Source organism: Micromonospora sp. DT44, assembly GCF_049841635.1.
Classification (GTDB): domain Bacteria; phylum Actinomycetota; class Actinomycetes; order Mycobacteriales; family Micromonosporaceae; genus Micromonospora.
The window spans coordinates 12025-31370 of sequence record NZ_JBNCKS010000070.1 but is presented as its reverse complement, the minus strand read 5'-3'; the positions used below and the strand labels follow the sequence as shown (position 1 = coordinate 31370).

Annotated in this window: 13 protein-coding genes and 1 pseudogene; 9 read left to right on the top strand and 5 right to left on the bottom strand. The window is 65.5% G+C overall.

What is annotated here, in order from left to right; genetic code table 11:
* Window positions 1–73 precede the first annotated feature (73 nt).
* Window positions 74–850, bottom strand: a pseudogene (locus tag ACLQ25_RS28870) (APC family permease); the annotation flags it as partial.
* A 380-nt stretch (window positions 851–1230) separates the two neighbouring features.
* Here ACLQ25_RS28870 and ACLQ25_RS28865 point away from each other — a divergent pair.
* Window positions 1231–2700: a helix-turn-helix domain-containing protein gene (locus ACLQ25_RS28865; RefSeq protein ID WP_425733911.1), complete on the top strand. Its 1470-nt coding sequence runs from the start codon at window positions 1231–1233 to the stop codon at window positions 2698–2700.
* Window positions 2701–2715: 15 nt separating this feature from the next.
* Entirely contained in the window at window positions 2716–3348 is a 633-nt protein-coding gene (locus tag ACLQ25_RS28860; protein ID WP_425733910.1) for a 2'-5' RNA ligase family protein, read from the top strand.
* Between the two features lie 944 nt (window positions 3349–4292).
* Here the strand turns inward: ACLQ25_RS28860 and ACLQ25_RS28855 are convergent.
* Window positions 4293–5228: a replication-relaxation family protein gene (locus ACLQ25_RS28855; protein WP_425733909.1), complete on the bottom strand. Its 936-nt coding sequence runs from the start codon at window positions 5226–5228 to the stop codon at window positions 4293–4295.
* A gap of 450 nt (window positions 5229–5678) precedes the next feature.
* Complete coding sequence (locus ACLQ25_RS28850; protein ID WP_425733913.1) at window positions 5679–6473, bottom strand: DUF2637 domain-containing protein; 795 nt, start codon at window positions 6471–6473, stop codon at window positions 5679–5681.
* A gap of 1190 nt (window positions 6474–7663) precedes the next feature.
* Here ACLQ25_RS28850 and ACLQ25_RS28845 point away from each other — a divergent pair.
* The 4 genes from ACLQ25_RS28845 to ACLQ25_RS28830 are packed head-to-tail and all read left to right on the top strand — an operon-like array spanning window position 7664 to window position 13785.
* Entirely contained in the window at window positions 7664–9274 is a 1611-nt protein-coding gene (locus ACLQ25_RS28845) for a type I restriction-modification system subunit M (RefSeq protein ID WP_425733908.1), read from the top strand.
* Window positions 9261–10070: a hypothetical protein gene (locus ACLQ25_RS28840; RefSeq protein WP_425733907.1), complete on the top strand. Its 810-nt coding sequence runs from the start codon at window positions 9261–9263 to the stop codon at window positions 10068–10070. The genes ACLQ25_RS28845 and ACLQ25_RS28840 overlap by 14 nt, the downstream gene beginning before the upstream one ends.
* Window positions 10067–10711, top strand: a complete 645-nt coding sequence (locus ACLQ25_RS28835; RefSeq protein ID WP_425733906.1) for a restriction endonuclease subunit S — start codon at window positions 10067–10069, stop codon at window positions 10709–10711. The genes ACLQ25_RS28840 and ACLQ25_RS28835 overlap by 4 nt, the downstream gene beginning before the upstream one ends.
* Entirely contained in the window at window positions 10708–13785 is a 3078-nt protein-coding gene (locus ACLQ25_RS28830) for a type I restriction endonuclease subunit R (protein ID WP_425733905.1), read from the top strand. The genes ACLQ25_RS28835 and ACLQ25_RS28830 overlap by 4 nt, the downstream gene beginning before the upstream one ends.
* Before the next feature lie 636 nt (window positions 13786–14421).
* On the opposite strand, the gene ACLQ25_RS28825 is transcribed toward ACLQ25_RS28830, so the two are convergent.
* On the bottom strand, window positions 14422–15984 hold the full coding sequence (locus ACLQ25_RS28825; RefSeq protein ID WP_425733904.1) for a recombinase family protein: 1563 nt from the start codon (window positions 15982–15984) through the stop codon (window positions 14422–14424).
* Between the two features lie 52 nt (window positions 15985–16036).
* Window positions 16037–16489, bottom strand: coding sequence for a SigE family RNA polymerase sigma factor (locus tag ACLQ25_RS28820; RefSeq protein ID WP_425733903.1), 453 nt, complete (start codon window positions 16487–16489; stop codon window positions 16037–16039).
* A 140-nt stretch (window positions 16490–16629) separates the two neighbouring features.
* Between ACLQ25_RS28820 and ACLQ25_RS28815 the strand changes: the two genes are divergently transcribed.
* The 3 genes from ACLQ25_RS28815 to ACLQ25_RS28805 are packed head-to-tail and all read left to right on the top strand — an operon-like array spanning window position 16630 to window position 19336.
* Window positions 16630–18399: a proline--tRNA ligase gene (locus ACLQ25_RS28815; RefSeq protein WP_425733902.1), complete on the top strand. Its 1770-nt coding sequence runs from the start codon at window positions 16630–16632 to the stop codon at window positions 18397–18399.
* Between the two features lie 57 nt (window positions 18400–18456).
* Window positions 18457–18882 carry a CBS domain-containing protein gene (locus tag ACLQ25_RS28810; protein ID WP_421473835.1) on the top strand — a complete coding sequence of 142 codons (426 nt, stop codon included), beginning with the start codon at window positions 18457–18459 and terminating at the stop codon, window positions 18880–18882.
* Window positions 18883–18907: 25 nt separating this feature from the next.
* Complete coding sequence (locus ACLQ25_RS28805) at window positions 18908–19336, top strand: SufE family protein (RefSeq protein WP_425733901.1); 429 nt, start codon at window positions 18908–18910, stop codon at window positions 19334–19336.
* The last annotated feature ends 10 nt before the right edge of the window (window positions 19337–19346 follow it).

Sequence of the window (19346 nt, the reverse complement as noted above, 5' to 3'; positions counted from 1 at the left end):
GTTGCCTAGACAACGCCGATCATGGACGCCCTCGCGTCTACTTGCGGTCCCACATCCCTTGGAATCGATCATCTAGCATTGCCGCCAACCACGTCTGCGCGATGAACAACACCCCCGCCAGGACGAGCACGACGGCCATCGACCGCCCGATCTGCCGGGTGCCGTCACGGGTCTCCTCCGCCAGCATGCTGATGCCGTCGAAGCCGAGGAAGGACAGCACCGCGATCGACACCGCCCCGGCGACCAGCGACCAGGTGAAGGTGTCGGCGTTGTAGAAGGCGTCCCAGCTGAACCGGCCCTTGCCCGAGGCGAGAGCCCAGACGGCGACGCCGAGGAATACCGCCAAGACGATCAGCTCACCGATCAGCATCACCCGGGTTACCACCGCAGTCATGCGGATCCCGACCGAGTTGACGATCGTGTTGACGGCCACGAACCCGAGCAGCCACAACCACACCGGCACCACCGGCACCGTGGCGTGCATCGCCACCGACGCCACCAGATACAGCAGGCCTGGCACGAGCACGTAGTCGAGCAGGATCACCCAACCTGCGAGGAATCCGACCGGCGGGCTGATGCCCCGGCCGGCGTAGTTGTAGACGCTGCCGCTCATGGGGAAGGCCTTCACCATCTGCGCATACGAGAACGCGGTGAACACCAACGCGACCACACCAATGGCGTAGGCCAGGGCGACCATGCCGCCGGAGCCGGCATAAACGCTGCCGAAGATCGCCATCGGTGCGATCGGCACCATGTACACCAGGCCGTAGGCGACCAAGTCCCGGAACCGCAGTCTACGGGCCAGCTCCTGGCGGTAGCCGTAGTGCGTCAGGTCAATCGACGTTCTCATTAGGCATCCCCACGCGGGTAAGAAGTGTCAGTACGGAGCCGAGTGGCGTCTGCCGCCCGGTAGACGGCATGGGAGCTGGCGGCAGTAGGCATCCACGACTGGCATTGCTTGCTGGCCACCCACTGCATCCATCTGGGTGACCACATCCGGACCGATCCGCGATCCAGTGCTGCAAGCTTGGCAACGCATGGACGTAGATGGATTCCCAGGAGTGGTGAGATTTTCCCCCACACACACATGGCCTATGACCTGCATCTACATTGATCATTTGGTGAGGAACTACCCAGTGGTAGACCGGTGGCCTCGTCGTCATCCGTTCCGGTTGTCACCAGAAGGGCGATACCGTGCGACGAGAAGGCCGCACGTAGGAGGTGACCGCGATGGCAAGGACAACCGGCACCAAAGCGCAGCGCGACCACGTGCGCCAGACTTTGGCCGGCTTCGGCGCGACGCCGGCAGTCATCGCCGCTGAACTGCAGCGAAGATTCGGATTGCGCCCGCGAGATGCCTTTCGACAGGCTCATGGCTGGACCCAAGACGCGGTGGCCGAGAGGTTGAACGCCAACGGAACCGGTTCGGCGACGATCACAGGGGCACGGATCAGCGACTACGAGCGATGGCCCTTCGGCGGCCGTCGGCCCACCTTGGCCGCCTTGAACGCTCTGGCCCAGGTCTTCGGCGCCGAGCCGAGCTGTCTGGTCGACCTAGATGACTTGACCGCTATGCCGGACGCGGACCGAGAGATGCTGAGCGGCCGGAACGCCGTCCCGATGCCTAGCCGATCCGTCGCACCCCTAGCCCCGCCGGGCGTGATGACTGAGCCTATGCGGTGGGACCTCGGAGCTCTGCAGGACGAGACGGAATTGGTGATCGCGGTGGCAGAACGCACGGCCAGCTTCGGCACATGGGCGCAAGCGTCCAACGTCGGGCCCTTCACCCTCGACGATGTCGTTGCCTCCACCCGCAGGATCGCCGTCGACTATCTGACCGAGCCGCCAGTCGTCGTCTATGCCCGAGCGGGTCTACTGGCCGACCGTGTGTTCCGGCTGCTGCAGACCGGCCGCCAGAATCCCGACCAGTCGCGAGAGCTCTACACCTGGGCGGGGTACCTTTGCAGCCTGCTTGCCTGGATGGCTGGCGACCTCGGCCATCCCGCCGCAGCGGAGTCTCAAGCACGCACCGCATGGATGTGCGCCGAGACCGTCCGCGATAACACGCTCCGAGCCTGGGTCCTGTCCACGATCAGCAAAGTCCATCTGTGGGAGCGGCGATTCGAGGACGCGGCGGACGCCGCTGCGCGGGGACTCGGCTACGCCGCAGAGGGCAGCGCGGCGGTCATGCTGGCCTGCCAGGAGGCAGACGCGTGGGCGGAAATCGGTGCTGCTGACTCGGCCCGATCGGCGCTGCGGCGGGCCGACACAGCCCGAGAGCATGTCACCAGCGATCCGGTAGGTGGACTTTTGGCCTGCAGCGTGGTGCGCCAGCACAATTACGCCGGGTCAGTGCTGCTCCGCATCGGTGAGGCTGCCAGCGCCATCAAGCATGCTGAGCACGCTCTCGCGCAAGCCGCCGTTGATCCCTCGGTCGCCTACGGCACGCTGGCCCAAATCCGCATCTGGGCTGCCTCGGCACATCTCAACGCCGGAAGCCTCGACGGGGCGGTATCGATCCTGTCCCCGGTACTCGGCCTGCCGCCCGAACAGCGGCTCGACCCTCTGATTCACCGCCTGCGTGACGTCGGCCGAAGCCTCGCCGGCAACCCAACGCTGCGCACGAGCGCCGAGGCGCGCAGTGTTCAGGCAGCGATCACCGAGTTCTGCGCCACCGGCGCCGCCCGTCAACTTCCGTAACGACCTGGAGAACCAATGGCAGTCCCCCACACCACCAGCATCCGCAACCACTGGTACTGGCGACCAGGCTGGGGCGTTGGCTCCCGCTTCTACACGTGGCACATCACCTTCGACGGCCAACCCGAGGTCGACGAGCTCGCTGGCCAGTACCGATCCTTGCTCTCCTCGCAGCCCAGCCTCGATGTCATCCCCAACCGATGGCTCCATCTCACGATGCAGGGGATCGGCTTTGTTCAGGATGTTGCCGCCGAGGACATCGACGCCATCGTGGCCGCCGCCGAGGACCGCTGCGCGCATTTGGCACCGTTCAACCTCGCCATCGGCGTGCCCCACGTCGACTCCGAGTCCATCCAGATCGCCGTTGACCCGGTCGAACCCGTGCGGCAGCTACGTGCCGCGATCCGCGCCGCGATCGCCGACGTCTGGGGGGAGGACCGAGTACCGGAGCCCGCCGAGCCTTACAACCCTCACCTCAGCCTGGCCTACACCAACACCGACGGTTCTGCGGCTCCGCTGATCGAGGCTCTGTCGTCCGCGCCGAAACTCAGCGCGAACGCCGTCATCGACTCGTGTCAGCTCATCGTTCTCAACCGCGACGAGGGTATGTACGTCTGGGAACCGTACGCCACCGTAAAGCTCGGATCCTGAAGTCTGCCTCTTCTGCCGAAGCCGTCGTTGGTGCTCGGTCGCCTCGCTGTCGACGCGACCAGCCGCTCAGTTTGCCGCCTGCGAGCTGGCCGGGTTTCGGCTTACGGGTTCGCGTGGCCAGCCGGCATCGATACCCGTAGCACTCTGATCCCAGAGACTGGCCTTCCAGATGCAGAGGCTGCGCCCGCCCCATTGGAGCGGGCGCAGCTCAGGCGGCGTGTGCTGGGGCGGCGGCCTAATGGAGGCGTAGGAGGCGGGCGAGTCTGGTGGCTTGGTCGACAGTGGGAAGGCCGGCTTCGGCGGCCAGGGCTTGGATCTCGGCTTCGGTCTGTGGGTCGGTCAGGTAGCGGGCCATCGACAGTGTTCCCGGCACGGTCGCAAGATCGGTGTCGGGTGACTCGATCGGGGCCTCGTCGTCGGTTGCCCGCGTGGGCGGGGTCGGCGGCGACCGATGCGGTGTGCTCGCACGTGATGTGTGGTCACGGCGTCTGGCCATGTCCCTCCCAGGACGGCTCGTGGCGTGAGGTCGAGGTGTCGAGCCATGCGCATCTCCTTCTCGGTGATAAGAAATCGCTGAAGATTGATCGCCGGATCCTGCTGGCCGGAGTCGGCGGCGGGTCGGCATCGGTGAGGGCCGCGGACAGTAGCTCCGCTGGCCGTGGAAGTGAAGAGGTGCGCCACTCACAGAAACTCACGGAGGCGAGCCGCTGGTGTGAGTGGTGGGCGGTCGGGGGGCTGTCTGTCGCCGAGCAGCGCCGCTGACAGACGTTGATAGCTCGTAAGCCCTGCTGCCCGCGCCGCCCGACACGTGCTCCGGGAACACCGCTGGGGTGCGCGCCGTGCGGCGACGACGGCCGCAGCCCCGGGGTTGTGGGGCGCGGGCGGGCTCAGCGGCATGCGGGAGACCAAACGCCGACAGCGTCGTCTGATCCACCCCCTCCCCATCAGGCTGCGCGCCCGTCTTGGTCGGGCGCGGTGTGGGTGGGGAACTCGTCGTCGTGGTCGGTGTCTGTGTAGGGCAGGTCGATGAGGCGGTGACGGCCGCTGCTGTCGGCTCGTTGCCAGACCTGGTCGGCGGGGCTGGCATCGAGTGCGCCCCGCAGTTCGGCGGTGGTGGTGGCGAAGACCGTGTGCAGGTCAATGCCGGCGATGCGGTGGTGCAGGTTCGCCTCGCGGCGGGCGGAGGGGAGGTGGAACAGGACGGGCCATGCCCAGGTGCTCATCGCGAAGAGGCGATCGTACTTGGCGATCTTGTCGATAAGGACGTCCAGGCGTTCGCCGCTGGTGTCGTACTCAAGGAAGAACGGCACGGACCGTCCGCGTTCGGTCCACACCCCGGCGCCGTCCGGGCGGGGGAAGCCGGTTGGTCCGCCGATGATGATTTGCGGGTTGCCGCCTTTGCGGTAGAGGACGCCGGGTTCGTGATAGGCGGATGCGGGTTGCCAGCGGACCAGGTCGCCGTCGGTGTGGGTGCGGGCGTGGGCGGAGAGGTCGATGAAGACCTGGTTGCCGCCGAGCAGGTGTGGCAAGTCCGGTCTGCGGGTGAGGGACTGCTTGCGGCGGCGGGCTTGGTCCCGGCGTGGTCGTCCGAGTCCACGTTGGGCGTGGACGTGGTCGTAGCCGAGCTGGTCCAGGACGTAGTGGTAGGGGTAGGAGCCGCCGTCGGCCCTGTTGGGCCGGAACCGGTCCACCGCCCGCAGGGTGGTGAGGCGGCGCAGGCGGCGTTGAGTGAAGTCCAGGGACGGGAACAGGGCGGCAGCGATCTGGTCGGTGGTGAACACGCCGTGGTCGTAGAGCCAGCCGAGGAGCCGGTCGTCGCGGGCGGTGATGCTGGCCTGCAGCCGCAGCAGCGGATCCGAGGTCTGTATGGGTTTACGCATGGGCAGCCCCAGGGGGGAGACCCCAGAGTTGAGGGTCTGTCTGGAGCCGATCAGAGTCGATGTGAGGGGGGTTGACCTGGGCTGTGAGCGAGTACGGAGAGTCAGGTTGGGGGTCAGGATCAAGACGGACGGTAGAACGGGGATCGGCGCTGACTCCTACACCGCCGGGCACACCGTGCCCGGCGTGACGGCACCCTGGAAGTGGGTGTGAGTCGGGCCGGTGACGAAAGCGGCGACCCAGCTGAGATTCACCATGTGGGGTAATCACTGTTGTTGCTCCAAGCTCAGAGGTGTGGGTGGACGTGCGGCGGGTGCACCGGCCGCCGTCGCGGGCGGAAGCGTGTGGACAGGTTCGGTCAGGTTCTGTCAGCTCGTGAGCCTGCTAACAGGCGCGCAAACTGGCCTGACAGCGGCGGCTCGCTCTGACAGAAGCCGCAGGTTGCGGTTCTGTCACGCCACCTCCCCGGGTGACAGGTCCGGTGTGGGTGAGGTGGTCTCGGCGCGCAGGACACGCACGAGTGCCGAGGCGGTGGCGTTGGACAACTGGTATCCGTCCGCGCGTAGCTGTCGGGCGAGAGCCTTGCGGGACATCGGCGTTCCCTCGACGGTGAGGGTGCGGGCGGCGGTCCGGGCGGCCGGGACCAGCACGGCGACCTCCGGACCGCCATCGTTGGTCGACGGCTGGCTGTCCGGACGGTCCGGGACCACCCAGGGCCGGTCCGCGACGGCGGGGACCTCGGTCGCGCGGTCCCGGACGGCGGTAGCGATCCTGGGAACCGGCTGACGGTCGTCCGGGACCGAAACGTCAACGGTCAGGGGCGGTCCGGGATCCGTCCGCGCGGGCCGGACGGTTGAGTGGGGTGGGGCAGGGTCGGCGCGGCCGAGGGCAATCTTCACCATCGCCAGGAAACCGAGCGCTGGCAGGGCGGCGGCGATCCAGCCGATTACCGACGCCTCGGCCTCGACGACCTGCGCGGCCAACGACAGCAGCACCGCCGCGACCAGCATCGTGGCAGGGAACGCAACGTTCTTGCCCAAGCGCCGGTTGCGGCGCAACTCTAGACCGGCGGCGATCGAGGTCAACTCCAACACGATCGCGTCGGCCCAGGCCAGCCAGCCCGGCTGGCCGTGTGCGGCGGCGACGTCATGCACGTGGGTGAAGGACGCCGCGCCGGCCGCTCCGCCGATCAGCAGCATGATCGCCACCTGGGCTCGGTTCTCCAACGGCTGCCGCCCCGACCCCACCGCCTCGGGTGAGTCAGGGCGCCGCTGCTTACGTGTCGCCAAAGGCCCACCACCTGCCGTTGGCCGATCCGGGCAACGCCTCAAGTGGCGTCATCGCTCTGGTGCGGACCGGAAGGGCGGGCGTGAAGGCCGCGCCCGAAGGGATGATGTCGAGTGAAGTCACGAACTTCTCCAAGATGGGTTTGTGGGTTTCAGGTGCGGCGCAAGGGGATCGCCTGGGTCGCCCATGCTCGGCGGGTACGGGCATGCGCGCCCCTGCCGGGTAACGCCCGGCCGGGCGGACCCCCCGCGTGGCAGGGGACGGTAAGAGTCACTGTGGTCGAGTCAACGAACACGCCAAACCCAACGCAGGGGCAGGCACCACGGCAGCAGGCGTCGCCGTGACCTGCACAGCAGGCGACGGTCAACAGCATGGAAGCAGGGCAGACGGCCTAGCCGAGCCACATGGGGTGAGGACTCACCACCGACGGCGCAAACGCGATCAGGTGGTGCGGCGGCTCAACTCGCCGACAGACGATCCTTCATGGGGGTCCTCCCAACACTCGGCATACCCCGGCAGCGTCAGCACCAGCAACGGCAGGCACCCCCTGAGGAGATGCCTGCCCGCTGCGTCTGTGGCCGACCACGCCAGCCGGCGCTGCGGGAACGTCTCTCCATTACGCCCCGGATAGCCGCTGGAGTCAACCAACAAGTTATAACGGATTAGTCACGAGTCTTGCCGCCAGTCCGCCCGAATGCTATATAGGCCACCCGCGTCCGCCCCAGTCCTCGCCGTCCGCCCGATCGTGGGGCGAAACGACCGGCTGAGGGATGATCACCTCTCTGACCTGCGCCGCGGCACCACCGTCGCTCCCATCCGCGAGCAAAGAGAGGGGAAAGCGTTGCTCTCCTACCTCGCCCGCGACCAAATTCCTAGCCCATGTCACGGCGATGCTTCCGGCGGGGACATCCTTCCCCAAGACCATGACCGCTGGCTGTAAATCGATCCCCGTGGCATGGCCGGTGAGCACTCCTACGACGTTGCAGCTCCGCGTCAGTGCCGTTCGCAGCTCACCCGCCTCATCGAGCAGATCGCTGCGCTGGTCGCACGAACACTGAGCGGCGCCGGGCCTGGATGAAGATCGCCGAGGCCGCACGCGCATGGGTGGCACCCCTCGTCGCGCCGGCAAGGTCTGGTAAGACTTCACCTTGTGACGACAGAGCCGGCTTGGACCACCGCTGCTGAAGACCGCAAGAAGGAGCGGGAGCGAGCTGATCTTCACCGGGTGATCTGGAAGATCGCCACCGAGCTGCGTGGAAGCGTGGATGGCTGGGACTTCAAGACGTATGTGCTGGGGATACTGTTCTACCGATTCATTTCCGAGAACCTGACGGCCTACCTCAACGAGGCGGAGCGCAGCGCAGGCGACGAGGACTTCGACTACCGTCACCTGTCCAACGCTGACGCCGAGGTCGGGCGCGAGGAGACGGTCAAGGAAAAGGGCTTCTTCATCCTGCCCCAAGACCTCTTCGCGAACGTGCGTGAGCGGGCCAGCAAGGACGAGAATCTCAACGAGACGCTGACGCGGGTGTTCACCAACATCGAAGCCAGCTCGGTCGGCACCGCTTCCGAGGACGACATCAAGGGCCTCTTCGCCGACCTCGACGTCAACAGCGGCAAGCTCGGCCCCACTGTCGCGAAGCGCAACGAGAAGCTGGTCAAGCTCCTCGACGCAATCGGGTCCTTGAACTTCGGTAACGACGAGTTCAACGAGAACACCATCGATCTGTTCGGTGACGCGTATGAGTACCTGATGCAGATGTATGCGTCCTCGGCCGGCAAGTCTGGCGGGGAGTACTACACGCCGCAGGAGGTCTCTGAGCTGCTCGCCAGGATCACCGTGGTCGGCAAGACCGAGGTGAACAAGGTCTACGACCCCGCCTGTGGCTCGGGTTCGCTGCTTCTGAAGTTCAAGAAGGTGCTGCCCAACGGGGTCCGGCAGGGCTACTTCGGTCAGGAGATCAACCTGACCACCCACAACCTGTGCCGGATTAACATGTTCCTGCACAACATCCCGTACGAGAAGTTCGACATCGCCCACGGCGACACGCTGATCGACCCGTACCACTGGGATGACGAGCCGTTCGAGGCGATCGTTTCCAACCCGCCCTACTCCACGCGCTGGGAAGGTGACTCGAACCCGCTGCTAATCAACGACGAGCGGTACGCGCCCGCTGGTGTGCTGGCGCCGAAATCGAAAGCAGACCTCGCGTTCACGATGCACATGCTGTCGTGGTTGGCAGTCAACGGCACGGCCGCGATCGTCGAGTTCCCCGGTGTGCTCTACCGCAGCGGCGCTGAGCAGAAAATCCGGCGGTACCTCATCGAAAACAACTACGTCGACACTGTCATCCAGCTCCCACCGGACCTCTTCTTCGGGGTAACGATCGCGACCTGCATCATTGTGCTGAAGAAGTCGAAGATCGACAACCGGGTGCTCTTCATTGACGCCTCGGCCGAGTTCACGCGCCAGGGTAATAAGAACAAACTAACCGCCGGCCACCAAGCGAAGATCCTGGAGGCGTTCACCCGCCGGGAGGCCGTCGACCACTTCACCGCCCTGGTCGACTATGAGAATATCCGCGACAACAACTACAACATCGCGGTCAGCTCCTACGTCCAAGCCGAGGACGCTCGCGAAGCAGTCGACATCGAGGAATTGAACGCTGAAATTTCCCGGATAGTCGCCCGCCAAGCTGAGCTGCGTAATCAAATCGACTCCATTCTCGGCGACCTGGAATCCGACGATGCGACTGTCTGAACTGTTGTCCAAAGCCCCTGCTAACGAGGAGGCGCAGGTCGAGCGCTTCCTTAATGCCCGCCTGGCTTGGGGCAAACATAAGACGATCGAGGTCGGCAAGGTCGCTATCAACTTCAAGTGCAAGACCTGCGACGACGTTCGGACGTTCATGTCGGGCGACAAGCTATCTTGCCTCGGCGTGGGAGATCGTGTGGTGAGCATCGACGCGTGCCTCAAATGCCCAGTATGCGAAGCGGCCATTGAAGCCTGGTTCCTTGTAGTGTCCAGGAATGAACTGGACGGACCGGCACCGACCGTGCGGTTGGAGCGCTATGTAGACAACCGGCGCGGCATGGCGAGTCGGGTCGGAGTCGGCGCCGGTGGCTTCGACGATCTGCTGGAGCGTGCGCAGCTCGCCTACGAGGTACAGCTTGGCGCGGGATCCATGGTCTACCTCCGAAAGATCTTCGAAGCGATCACCAAGCAGGTCGCCGATATCGCAGGCATACCCACCACCGGCAACAACGGCGGTCGAAAGCCGTTCCGGAGCCTCCTGCAAGAAGTCGATGAGCAGCACCACATCATCCCGTCGGCATTCTCCAGCGACGGATACAAGTTGTTCAGCGAGCTGAGTGAAATTGTTCATGGAGATTCAAGTGACGAAGTGGCCCTGCAGAAGTACCACCCCTGCCGAAGATTGGTCATCGGTATCATCCACAATGTCGCCAGCGATCAGGAGATGAAGCGGGCGATCGATGCACTCGGATGGAATATTGACAGGGTTAACGTGTCTTCGAGCGGGGTGTTGGCGCCATGAGCGAGATCGATAGGCTGCTGGCCGAGCACTGCCCTGATGGCGTTGAGGTCGTCATGCTCGGCGAGATCGGAACCTTCGTCCGCGGACGTCGCTTCACCAAAGCTGACATGGTCGAAGAAGGAATTCCCTGTATCCACTACGGGGAGATCTACACAGAATATGGCGTGTCCGCGCGCACCACCGTCTCGTATGTGAGGGAGGATCTGCGCAATCAGCTGTGCTACGCCCAGCCGGGGGACGTGATCGTCGCTGGCGTTGGGGAGACGGTTGAGGATGTCGGCAAGGCCGTGGCTTGGCTTGGCGAAGAAGAGGTCGCTATCCACGATGACTCGTTTTTGTTCCGGAGCGAACTCAATCCGACCTATGTCTCCTACTACTTCCAGACCAGCGCTTTCCACGCCGAGAAGGGGCAATATGTCGCCCGCGCCAAGGTGAAGCGGCTCTCCAGAAGCGGTCTGAGCAGGATCACCATCCCGGCTCCTCCACCCGGCGTCCAGAGCGAAATCGTACGGATCCTCAATAAGATGACTGAGCTGCAAGCTGAGCTGCAAGCTGAGCTGAGAGCTGAGCTGCAAGCCCGCACGCGGCAGTACGAGCACTACCGGGACAAGTTGCTGAAGTTCAAAGAGCGGGTGGCATGAGTCCGGGCGGCGGTGTGGAGGCACCGGACTCGGCGCTGCGGTACGAGCCCATTGCGATGAGCGACGAATCCACCGTTGTGGCGGCGTACGAACCGGACGACGGTGTCGATCAGGGCTACCAGTCCGAGGCTCAGCTCGAGGCTGAGTTCATTGAGATGCTGGGACAGCAGGCGTACGAGCTACTTCACATCACCTCGTCGGCTGACCTCGAGTTGAACCTCCGTCGTCAGCTGGAGGGCTTGAACAATGTGGTCTTCAGTGACGACGAGTGGAAATGGTTCTTCGCCAAAAAGATTGCCTCGAAGAATGAGGGCATCGTCGAGAAGACGGCGCGCATCCAGGAGGACCCGATCCAGGTCCTGTCTCGTGACGACGGCACGAGCAAGAACATCAAGCTGATCGACAAGTCGAACATCCATTCCAACCGACTTCAGGTGATCAACCAGTACGGGACGGCTGGTGAGAGTTCCGGGGCTCCTCGCACGCACCGGTACGACGTCACGATCCTGGTGAACGGGCTGCCGCTGGTGCACGTTGAGCTGAAACGGCGCGGGGTGCCCTTGAAGGAGGCGTTCAACCAGATCAACCGCTACCAGCGGGAGTCGTTCTGGGCCGATGCCGGACTGTTCGAATACATCCAGCTCTTCGTGATCTCCAGCGGCACGCACACCAAGTACTACGCGAACACAACTCGTGCCCGGAAGGTGGCTGAGTCCGAGGGCGGCAAGCGTAGGCGGAAGCAGACATCGAACTCTTTCGAGTTCACCTCGTGGTGGACCGACGCGGAAAACCGACGCATCAGCGACCTCGCCGCGTTCACGCGGACATTTTTCTCCAAGCACACGCTGCTGAACGTGCTGACAAAGTACTGCGTCTTCGACGTCTCTCGTACCCTGCTGGTGATGCGGCCTTACCAGATCGCTGCGGCTGAGCGGATCCTGCGGCGAATGGCCTCCTCGGCGAAGGCGACCGGGCCGAAGGCGGGCGGCTACATCTGGCATACCACCGGGTCGGGAAAGACGCTGACATCGTTCAAGACCGCGCAGCTCGCGTCGAAGATGGAGGGCATTGACAAGGTCCTCTTCGTAGTGGACCGCAAGGACCTCGACTACCAGACGATGCTGGAGTACAACCGCTTCGAGAAGGACTCGGTCAACGGGTCTCGCTCGACCGCCGAACTGAAGCGACAACTGCATGATCAGAACGCTTCGATCATCGTCACTACAATTCAGAAACTGTCGCGGTTCATCGAGCAGAACAAAGGCAACGAAATCACCATGGGTCAGGTGGTGTTGATCTTCGATGAGTGCCACCGGAGCCAGTTCGGAGACATGGGGGCCGCAGTGCGCAAGGCGTTTCGCCGCTCCCACCTCTTCGGGTTCACCGGCACCCCGATCTTCCCGCAGAACGCCGGCGGGGCGACAAAGGACACTACCGAGAAGATCTTCGGCGACCTACTACACAGCTACACGATCCTGGACGCGATCAAAGACGGAAACGTGCTGCCCTTCCGCGTCTCCTACCAAAACACGGTGCGGGCAGCAAACGACGTCGAAGACAAGCAGGTCGCCGGGATCGACACCGAAGAAGTGCTGCGCCATCCCGAGCGAATTCGGAAGATCGTGCAGTATGTCCTCGACCACTTCGATACCAAGACCATGCGCACGCAAGGTTACAGCCTGGGTGAGAAGCGAGTACGTGGCTTCAACTCGATGCTGGCGACCGCATCAATCCCCGCGTTGAAAGCTTTTTATGACGAGTTCGGCCGACAGCAGACCGAGCGTGAAGCCACGGACCCGTCCTATCAGCCGCTGAAAATCGCCACGATCTTCAGCTATGCGGTCAACGAGGACGAGGAGCTCGGTGGCATCATCGATGACGAGGCGATGGATGCGGACCAACTCGACGCCTCGTCCCGCGACTTCCTCGAACGCGCGATCAGCAACTACAACGCCCACTTCAGCACGGCCTACGACACTTCAGCGGCTAAGTTCGAAAACTACTACAAGGACCTCGCGCGTCGAGTGAAAGACCGCGAGGTCGACTTGGTCATCGTGGTCAATATGTTCCTGACCGGGTTCGACGCAACCACGCTAAACACGCTGTGGGTGGACAAAAACCTAAAGTCCCACGGATTGATCCAAGCGTTCTCCCGCACGAACCGGATCCTCAACTCGGTCAAGGCCTACGGCAACATCGTCTGCTTCCGCAACCTGGAGAAGGCCGTCGACGATGCCCTGGTACTCTTCGGCAACTCCGAGGCCAACGAAGTGGTTCTACTCAAGCCGTACGCTTACTACCACGCCGCGTACGTCAGCCTGGTTGAGCAACTTCTGCAACATTGCCCACCCGGGACCGAGCCATTTGGGGAGGCTCAGGAGAAGGCGTTTGTCGTGCTCTTCGGCCGGATCCTCAGACTGCGCAACATCCTGACATCCTTCGACGAGTTCGCTCACGACGAGTCGCTGCCACCGAGGCAACTGCAAAACTACACGAGCGTCTACAACGCACTGTGGGAGAGGCATCGCAAGCGGGATGCCGGCGAGAAGGAGTCGATCCTCGACGATGTCGTCTTCGAGATCGAGCTCATCAGGCAGGTTGAGGTCAATTTCGACTACATTCTGATGCTGGTGCAGAGGTGGCGTGATGAGGGCCGGGCTAGTATGGATGAAGAAGGCAGGTTGCCGCTGCGCGCCATCGAGGATGCCATCGATGCCAGCCCATCGCTGCGGAACAAGAAAGACCTGATCATGGATTTTGTCGCCTCCATGTCAGTCACCGGCGAGGTCAAGAACCACTGGCGGGACTTCGTCATCCAACGACGAGAAGCCGAACTCGCCGAGATCATCGACGTCGAGCGCCTTCGGCCCGAGCAGACGAAGTCATTTATTGAAGCAGCCTTCCGCGACGGCGCGATCGCAACCAACGGAACAGCGATCACTCAGGTCCTGCCGCCGGTCTCGCGCTTCGCGAAGGACAACAACCACGGCGCCAAGAAGGAGCGCGCCATCGTGAAGCTGACCGAATACTTCGAGCGCTTCTCCAAGTTGGTCGGAAAGGCACCGCTGTCGTAAGTTGCCTGGCCTTTCCGGTCCGACTGCAATCGGACGGCCTATACACAGGCGACGCATGGCAGAAGCGGGACCCGCAGCCGCGGCAAGGCGTGGCCACGTCGTCGGTCCACGGCGGTGATATCCACAGCTTCACGCGGCTGAATCCCTGAAAGACAGCTCAGTCGACTGCCTCGGGCGTGGACTCGTCTGTCGCGCTTCGAGTGAGGTGGTGAACCAGCCCCGAAACTTGGAAGACTGGCCGGCGATAACGGCGGCGCGGCCCCGGGCCCTCGTCGGCGCGGGCTGGGTGATGGCCGGTCGAGCCGATCGCGCGAGGGCCATGGCGCGACGCGCGTAACGGGCGGCAGCGCACATGCCTCGCTGGCCGGCGCACTGCAGGTTGCGGCAGTTGCCCCGGGCATCAGGTTGGTGGGCAGCGGCGACATCGAGGCCGAGCCTCCACAGCCGCGGGTCGGTCACATTACCGGGAATCACGGCGAGGATGCTGAGTCGTTCGCGGGGCACGGCACTGCCTTTCGCTGGGCGAGACGCTGGTCGGCCGCCCCTACTAACGGGCGGCGGACACGATCGACGCGCGCCGCCGCCCGAAGGTCAAGTCATCCGTCCCTGACCGCGCCCCTGCCGTCACCCGCAGGCTCAGGCCGCCTGTTGGTCCTGAGGGCCGAACTTCCACGTCCAGCCGAGGCGGTGACGGCCGAAGGTGCGGCGTTCGCCCTTGAATCCGGCTCGCAGCAGCTTGATGTCAGCGACGAGGCGGATGATCTCCCGCTTGACCGCGACGTCGTCACCGAGTTCCTGCCACGCCGCCACAGCCTGGTCCCCGATGCGCCCGCGCAGCACTGCAGGAATGCCGGCGTCGGCGGCGCGCTGTTCGTGCTCGGCGATCTGGGCCGTCAGGCCCTTCTCTGCGCGGGCGTAGGCGATCGCGGTGACTTCGCCCTCCTCCCCGAGCTTGCGCCAATCCTCCAGTTCCCCGCGCAGCCGTTGCGCTTCGGCGCGGGCGTGGGCGACCTCCTCGTCGGTGGCGCTGGCGGCGGTGAGGATGTCGTAGACGTCGGGGCGGGACAGCCACGCCACCACGGCGCGCTGCACGTACTCGTCGAGGAACTCGGCTTTCACCGCGGTGCACCGCTTGTGCAGGCAGGAGTACACCTGCCCCTCCCAGCCGTGCCGGTTCAGGCGCTGCGATGACAACGGCCCGTCGCACACGCCGCAGCGCACCATGTACGAAAGCAGATGCACCGCCCTCCCAGGGCGGGTCGTGGTGCGCGACGGGTCACCGAGCATCCGCACCACCGACCAGTACGTCTCCTCATTGATAAGCGCAGGCCAGATCCCGTCTCCGACGATCTCGCCACGCAGCACCCGCTTGCCGATGTACGCCGGGTTCATCACCTGCTTACGCAGGATCCCGCGCCGCCAGACACCACCCTGCGACGCCGGGATGCCGAGGCGGTTCAGTTCGGCCTCGCGGACCGTCAGCGGCATACCTTCGGCGATCTTGCGAAAGTTGTCCCGCACCACCTGCGCGTGCGAATACTCCGTCACCGCCCCATCCGCCGCCAAGGCCGTACGGATCTCAGTGTCAGGCTCCTGGCGGAGGAGAGCTCTGGTGCGCTGGTCGTAAATCCGCCGGTACCCGTAGGTGACCTTTCCGTGCGGGCGGCCGGCTTCGGCTGCGCCGACGATGCCGCGCAGCACGTTGTCGCGGATCGAGTCGGCCATCCACTCGGCCTGAACGGCCTGGAAGCCGAGCATCATCCGGTCGTTCTTGTCCCGCAGGTCATACAGCACCCCGCCGACCAGCCAGAAGTTGAGACCGACCTCGTGGCACATGTCCCGGATCTTCACGAACACCGCGAGGTCACGTTCCTTGCGGGAGATCTCCCAGACCACCAGCACGTCACCCTTGCCGGCGAGGATCTGCTCGATCAACAACTCGAACTGCTCGCGCTCCTTGGTGGCGCGGCGGCTGGCCGAGCGGTGGTTGTCGGTGAACGACCCAGCGTCCGTCCAGGACCGCTTAGTGATTTCCGCTAGGTTGAGCACTCCCTGGTCGTGGACGCTCTTGCCCTGCTCCTTCTTGTCCTGGCTCGCGCGCTGATACCGCAACGCCCGCACCTCTACGCCACCGGCTAGCAGCGCGTCCTTGCTGTCGAACCGGCCCCGGTTCCCCGACCGGGCCTTCCGCCGTACCATCAGAACCGTCCCCCTAGATCGACGTTCGTGTCGGCAACATCGACCATAGCTTCTAACGATTCTTGACAGTGCCGATCGTGACCCCGAGCAGTTCGGCGGCCTCCGCCTCGGTGCGGTCCTCGAAGAACCGCAGCACCAGCACGGCACGTTGCTTCGGGGAAAGCTTCGCCAGCGCCGCCCGCAGGGTGAGCCGCAGGCTGGTCTGGTGGGCGTGGTCGGGGGTCGAGCCGCCTCCGCGTGGCTCGGGCAGGTCGCCCGGCATCGACTCGGGAACCCGGCGCCGTCGCCACCAGGAGACCTGCAGGTGGTACATGGTCTTGCGGGTGTACGCCTCAGCGTTGCCGCTGTGGTGCAGGCGGCTCCAGGAGCGGTGGGTCCGGGCCAGGGCCGACTGGACGAGGTCCTCGGCCAGGTGCTGGTCGCCGGTGAGCAGATAGGCCGAGCGCAGCAGCGCCGGGGTACGGGTACGGACGAACGAGTCGAACTCACTCAGCAGAGGGTCCACACGGGCCGATCCTCAGGTCAGGGTGCGAGGGCTTGGTGCCTTTGCAGACGTCAGGATGTACGCCGATGGTTGCCGTCGGAGGGGCGGGATCGGGCCGAAATTGATCGCTCATCCGGCTGCACGGTCATTAGGCTGCGCGGATGCTGCTACGCATGTCGACCCTGTTGCTGCGGACCCTGCGCGAGGATCCGGCCGACGCGGAGGTGCCGAGCCATCGGCTGCTGCTGCGCGCCGGGTACATCCGCCGCGCCGCGCCGGGCGGCTACACGTGGCTGCCGCTGGGCAAGCTGGTGCTGGACCGGATCACCGAGGTGGTGCGCGCCGAGCTGAACGCGATCGGCGACCAGGAGGTGCACTTCCCGGCGCTGCTGCCCGCCGAGCCGTACCGCACCAGCGGCCGGTGGACGGAGTACGGCGACCTTCTCTTCACGCTCGCCGACCGGCGCGGCGCCGAGCACCTGTTGGCGCCCACCCACGAGGAGATGGCGGCGCTGCTGGTCAAGGACGTGTTCACCTCGTACCGGGACTTCCCGGTGACGCTGTACCAGGTGCAGACGAAGTTCCGCGACGAGGCGCGACCCCGGGCCGGGGTGCTGCGCGGCCGGGAGTTCCTGATGAAGGACGCGTACTCCTTCGACCTGGACGAGGCGGGCCTGCGGGACGCGTACGCCCGGCACCGGGCGGCGTACCAGCGGATCTTCGATCGGCTGGGCCTGGATCACACGGTGGTGCACGCGGTGTCCGGCGCGATGGGCGGCTCTGCGTCGGAGGAGTTCCTGGCCTCGACGCCGGTCGGTGAGGACACCTTCGTCGGCTGCACCGCCTGCGACTACGCGGCGAACACCGAGGCCGTCCTCACCCGCGCGCCCGCTGCGGGCGATCCCGACGCCCAGCCGGCGGCGCAGGTGCACGACACCCCCGAGACCCCGACGATCGCCAGCCTGGTCGAGTTGGCGAACAGCCGGCGGCTGAGTGAACGCGACGACTGGACCGCCGCCGACACCCTGAAGAACGTCGTCCTGACCGTCCGTCAGCCCGGGGCGGACCGCGCCGAACCCCTGGTGGTCGGGCTGCCGGGCGACCGGGAGGTCGACCTGAAGCGGCTCGGCGCCGCGCTGGAGCCGGCGCAGGTGGCGGTCTTCGAGGAGTGGGCCGAACATCCGGAGTTGGTGCGCGGTTACATCGGGCCGCAGGTGCTCGCCAAGCTGGGCATCCGCTACCTGGTCGATCCCCGGGTGGTGACCGGTTCCGCCTGGCTGACGGGCGCGAACGAGCCGGGTCGGCACGCCACCGACGTGGTCTGCGGCCGGGACTTCACGCCCGACGGCACGATCGAGGCGGCCGAGGTGCGTGCCGGCGACCCCTGCCCCGCCTGTGACGACGGCGAGCTGACCATCCGGCGGGGCATCGAGATCGGGCACATCTTCCAGCTCGGTCGCCGGTACACCGACGCGTTCGCCGTCGACGTGCTCGGGCCGGCCGGCAAGCCGGTCCGACCCACCATGGGCTGCTACGGCATCGGGATCTCCCGAGCGGTCGCGGCCATCGCCGAGCAGCACCACGACGAGCGTGGGCTCCGCTGGCCGGCGGCGGTCGCGCCGTGCGACGTACACCTGGTGGTGGCGGGCAAGGGCCCGCAGCTCGACGCGGCGCTGGACCTCGGCGGGCGGCTGGCCTCCGCCGGCCTGCGCGTGCTGGTCGACGACCGCACGCACGTCTCGGCCGGGGTGAAGTTCACCGACGCCGAGCTGATCGGCATCCCGCGCGCCGTCGTGGTCGGTCGCCGACTGACCGACGGGTACGTCGAGCTGCGTGAGCGGGCCGGTGACCGGCGGACGGAATTGCCGGTGGACGCCGTGGTGGAGCAGATCGTCGACGAGGTCCGCCACGAGCGTGCGAACCTGGTGTAGCCCGCCGCGTGACGGGGTAGTGCAGTCGGATCGGGTAAAGCGTCTTCGGAGGATCTCATGACCGGTTACCGGGTCAGCGACGTGATGACCAAGCAGGTCGTGTACCTGTCGGCCGAGACCACCCTGGACGAGGCGGCCAGGGTGATGAAGGAGGCGGACATCGGCGACGTGGTGGTCACCGACGGCGCCACCCTCGCCGGCATGCTCACCGACCGGGACATCGTGGTCCGGGCGGTCGCCGAGAACGCGTCACCGGCGTCGACCACCATCGGCTCGATCGTCACCCGCGAGGTGGTCATGATCGAGCAGCACTGCACGGCCGGGGAGGCCGCGGCGCTCATGCGGGACCGGGGCATCCGGCGGGTGCTGGTGTGCGACAGCGACCGCAAGCTGGTGGGCATCGTCTCGCTCGGTGACCTGGCCATGCAGCTCGACCCAACCAGCGCGTTGAGCGAGATCAGCGAACAGTCGCCGACGGTCTAGGAACGGCCGGCGGTAGCCTCGACTCATGGCTGACATGCCGGCCCGACTGGCCGAGATCGTCGACGAGTTCGCCGCCGCGCCGCGCGACCTGGTGTTGGAGATGCTGCTGGAGTACGCGGACGTCATTCCCGTGCTGCCGTACGACGACACCACGCGCGAGGGCATGGAGCAGGTGCCCGAGTGCCAGACCGCGTTCTTCCTGCGCGCCACCGTGACGCCGGACGGGGTGGTCGAGACGCTCTTCGACTGCCCGCCGGAGGCGCCGACCACCCGGGCGTTCGCCGGGATCCTCGCCGAAGGGCTGGCCGGCGCGAGCGCCGAGGAGGTGCTGGCGGTTCCGGACGATCTCTACCAGCGGATGGGCCTGGCCCAGGCGATCAGTCCGCTGCGGGTACGCGGGGGCACCGCGATCCTGGGCCGGCTCAAGCGGCAGGTCCGGGAACAACTCGGCTGAGTGGGCAGTT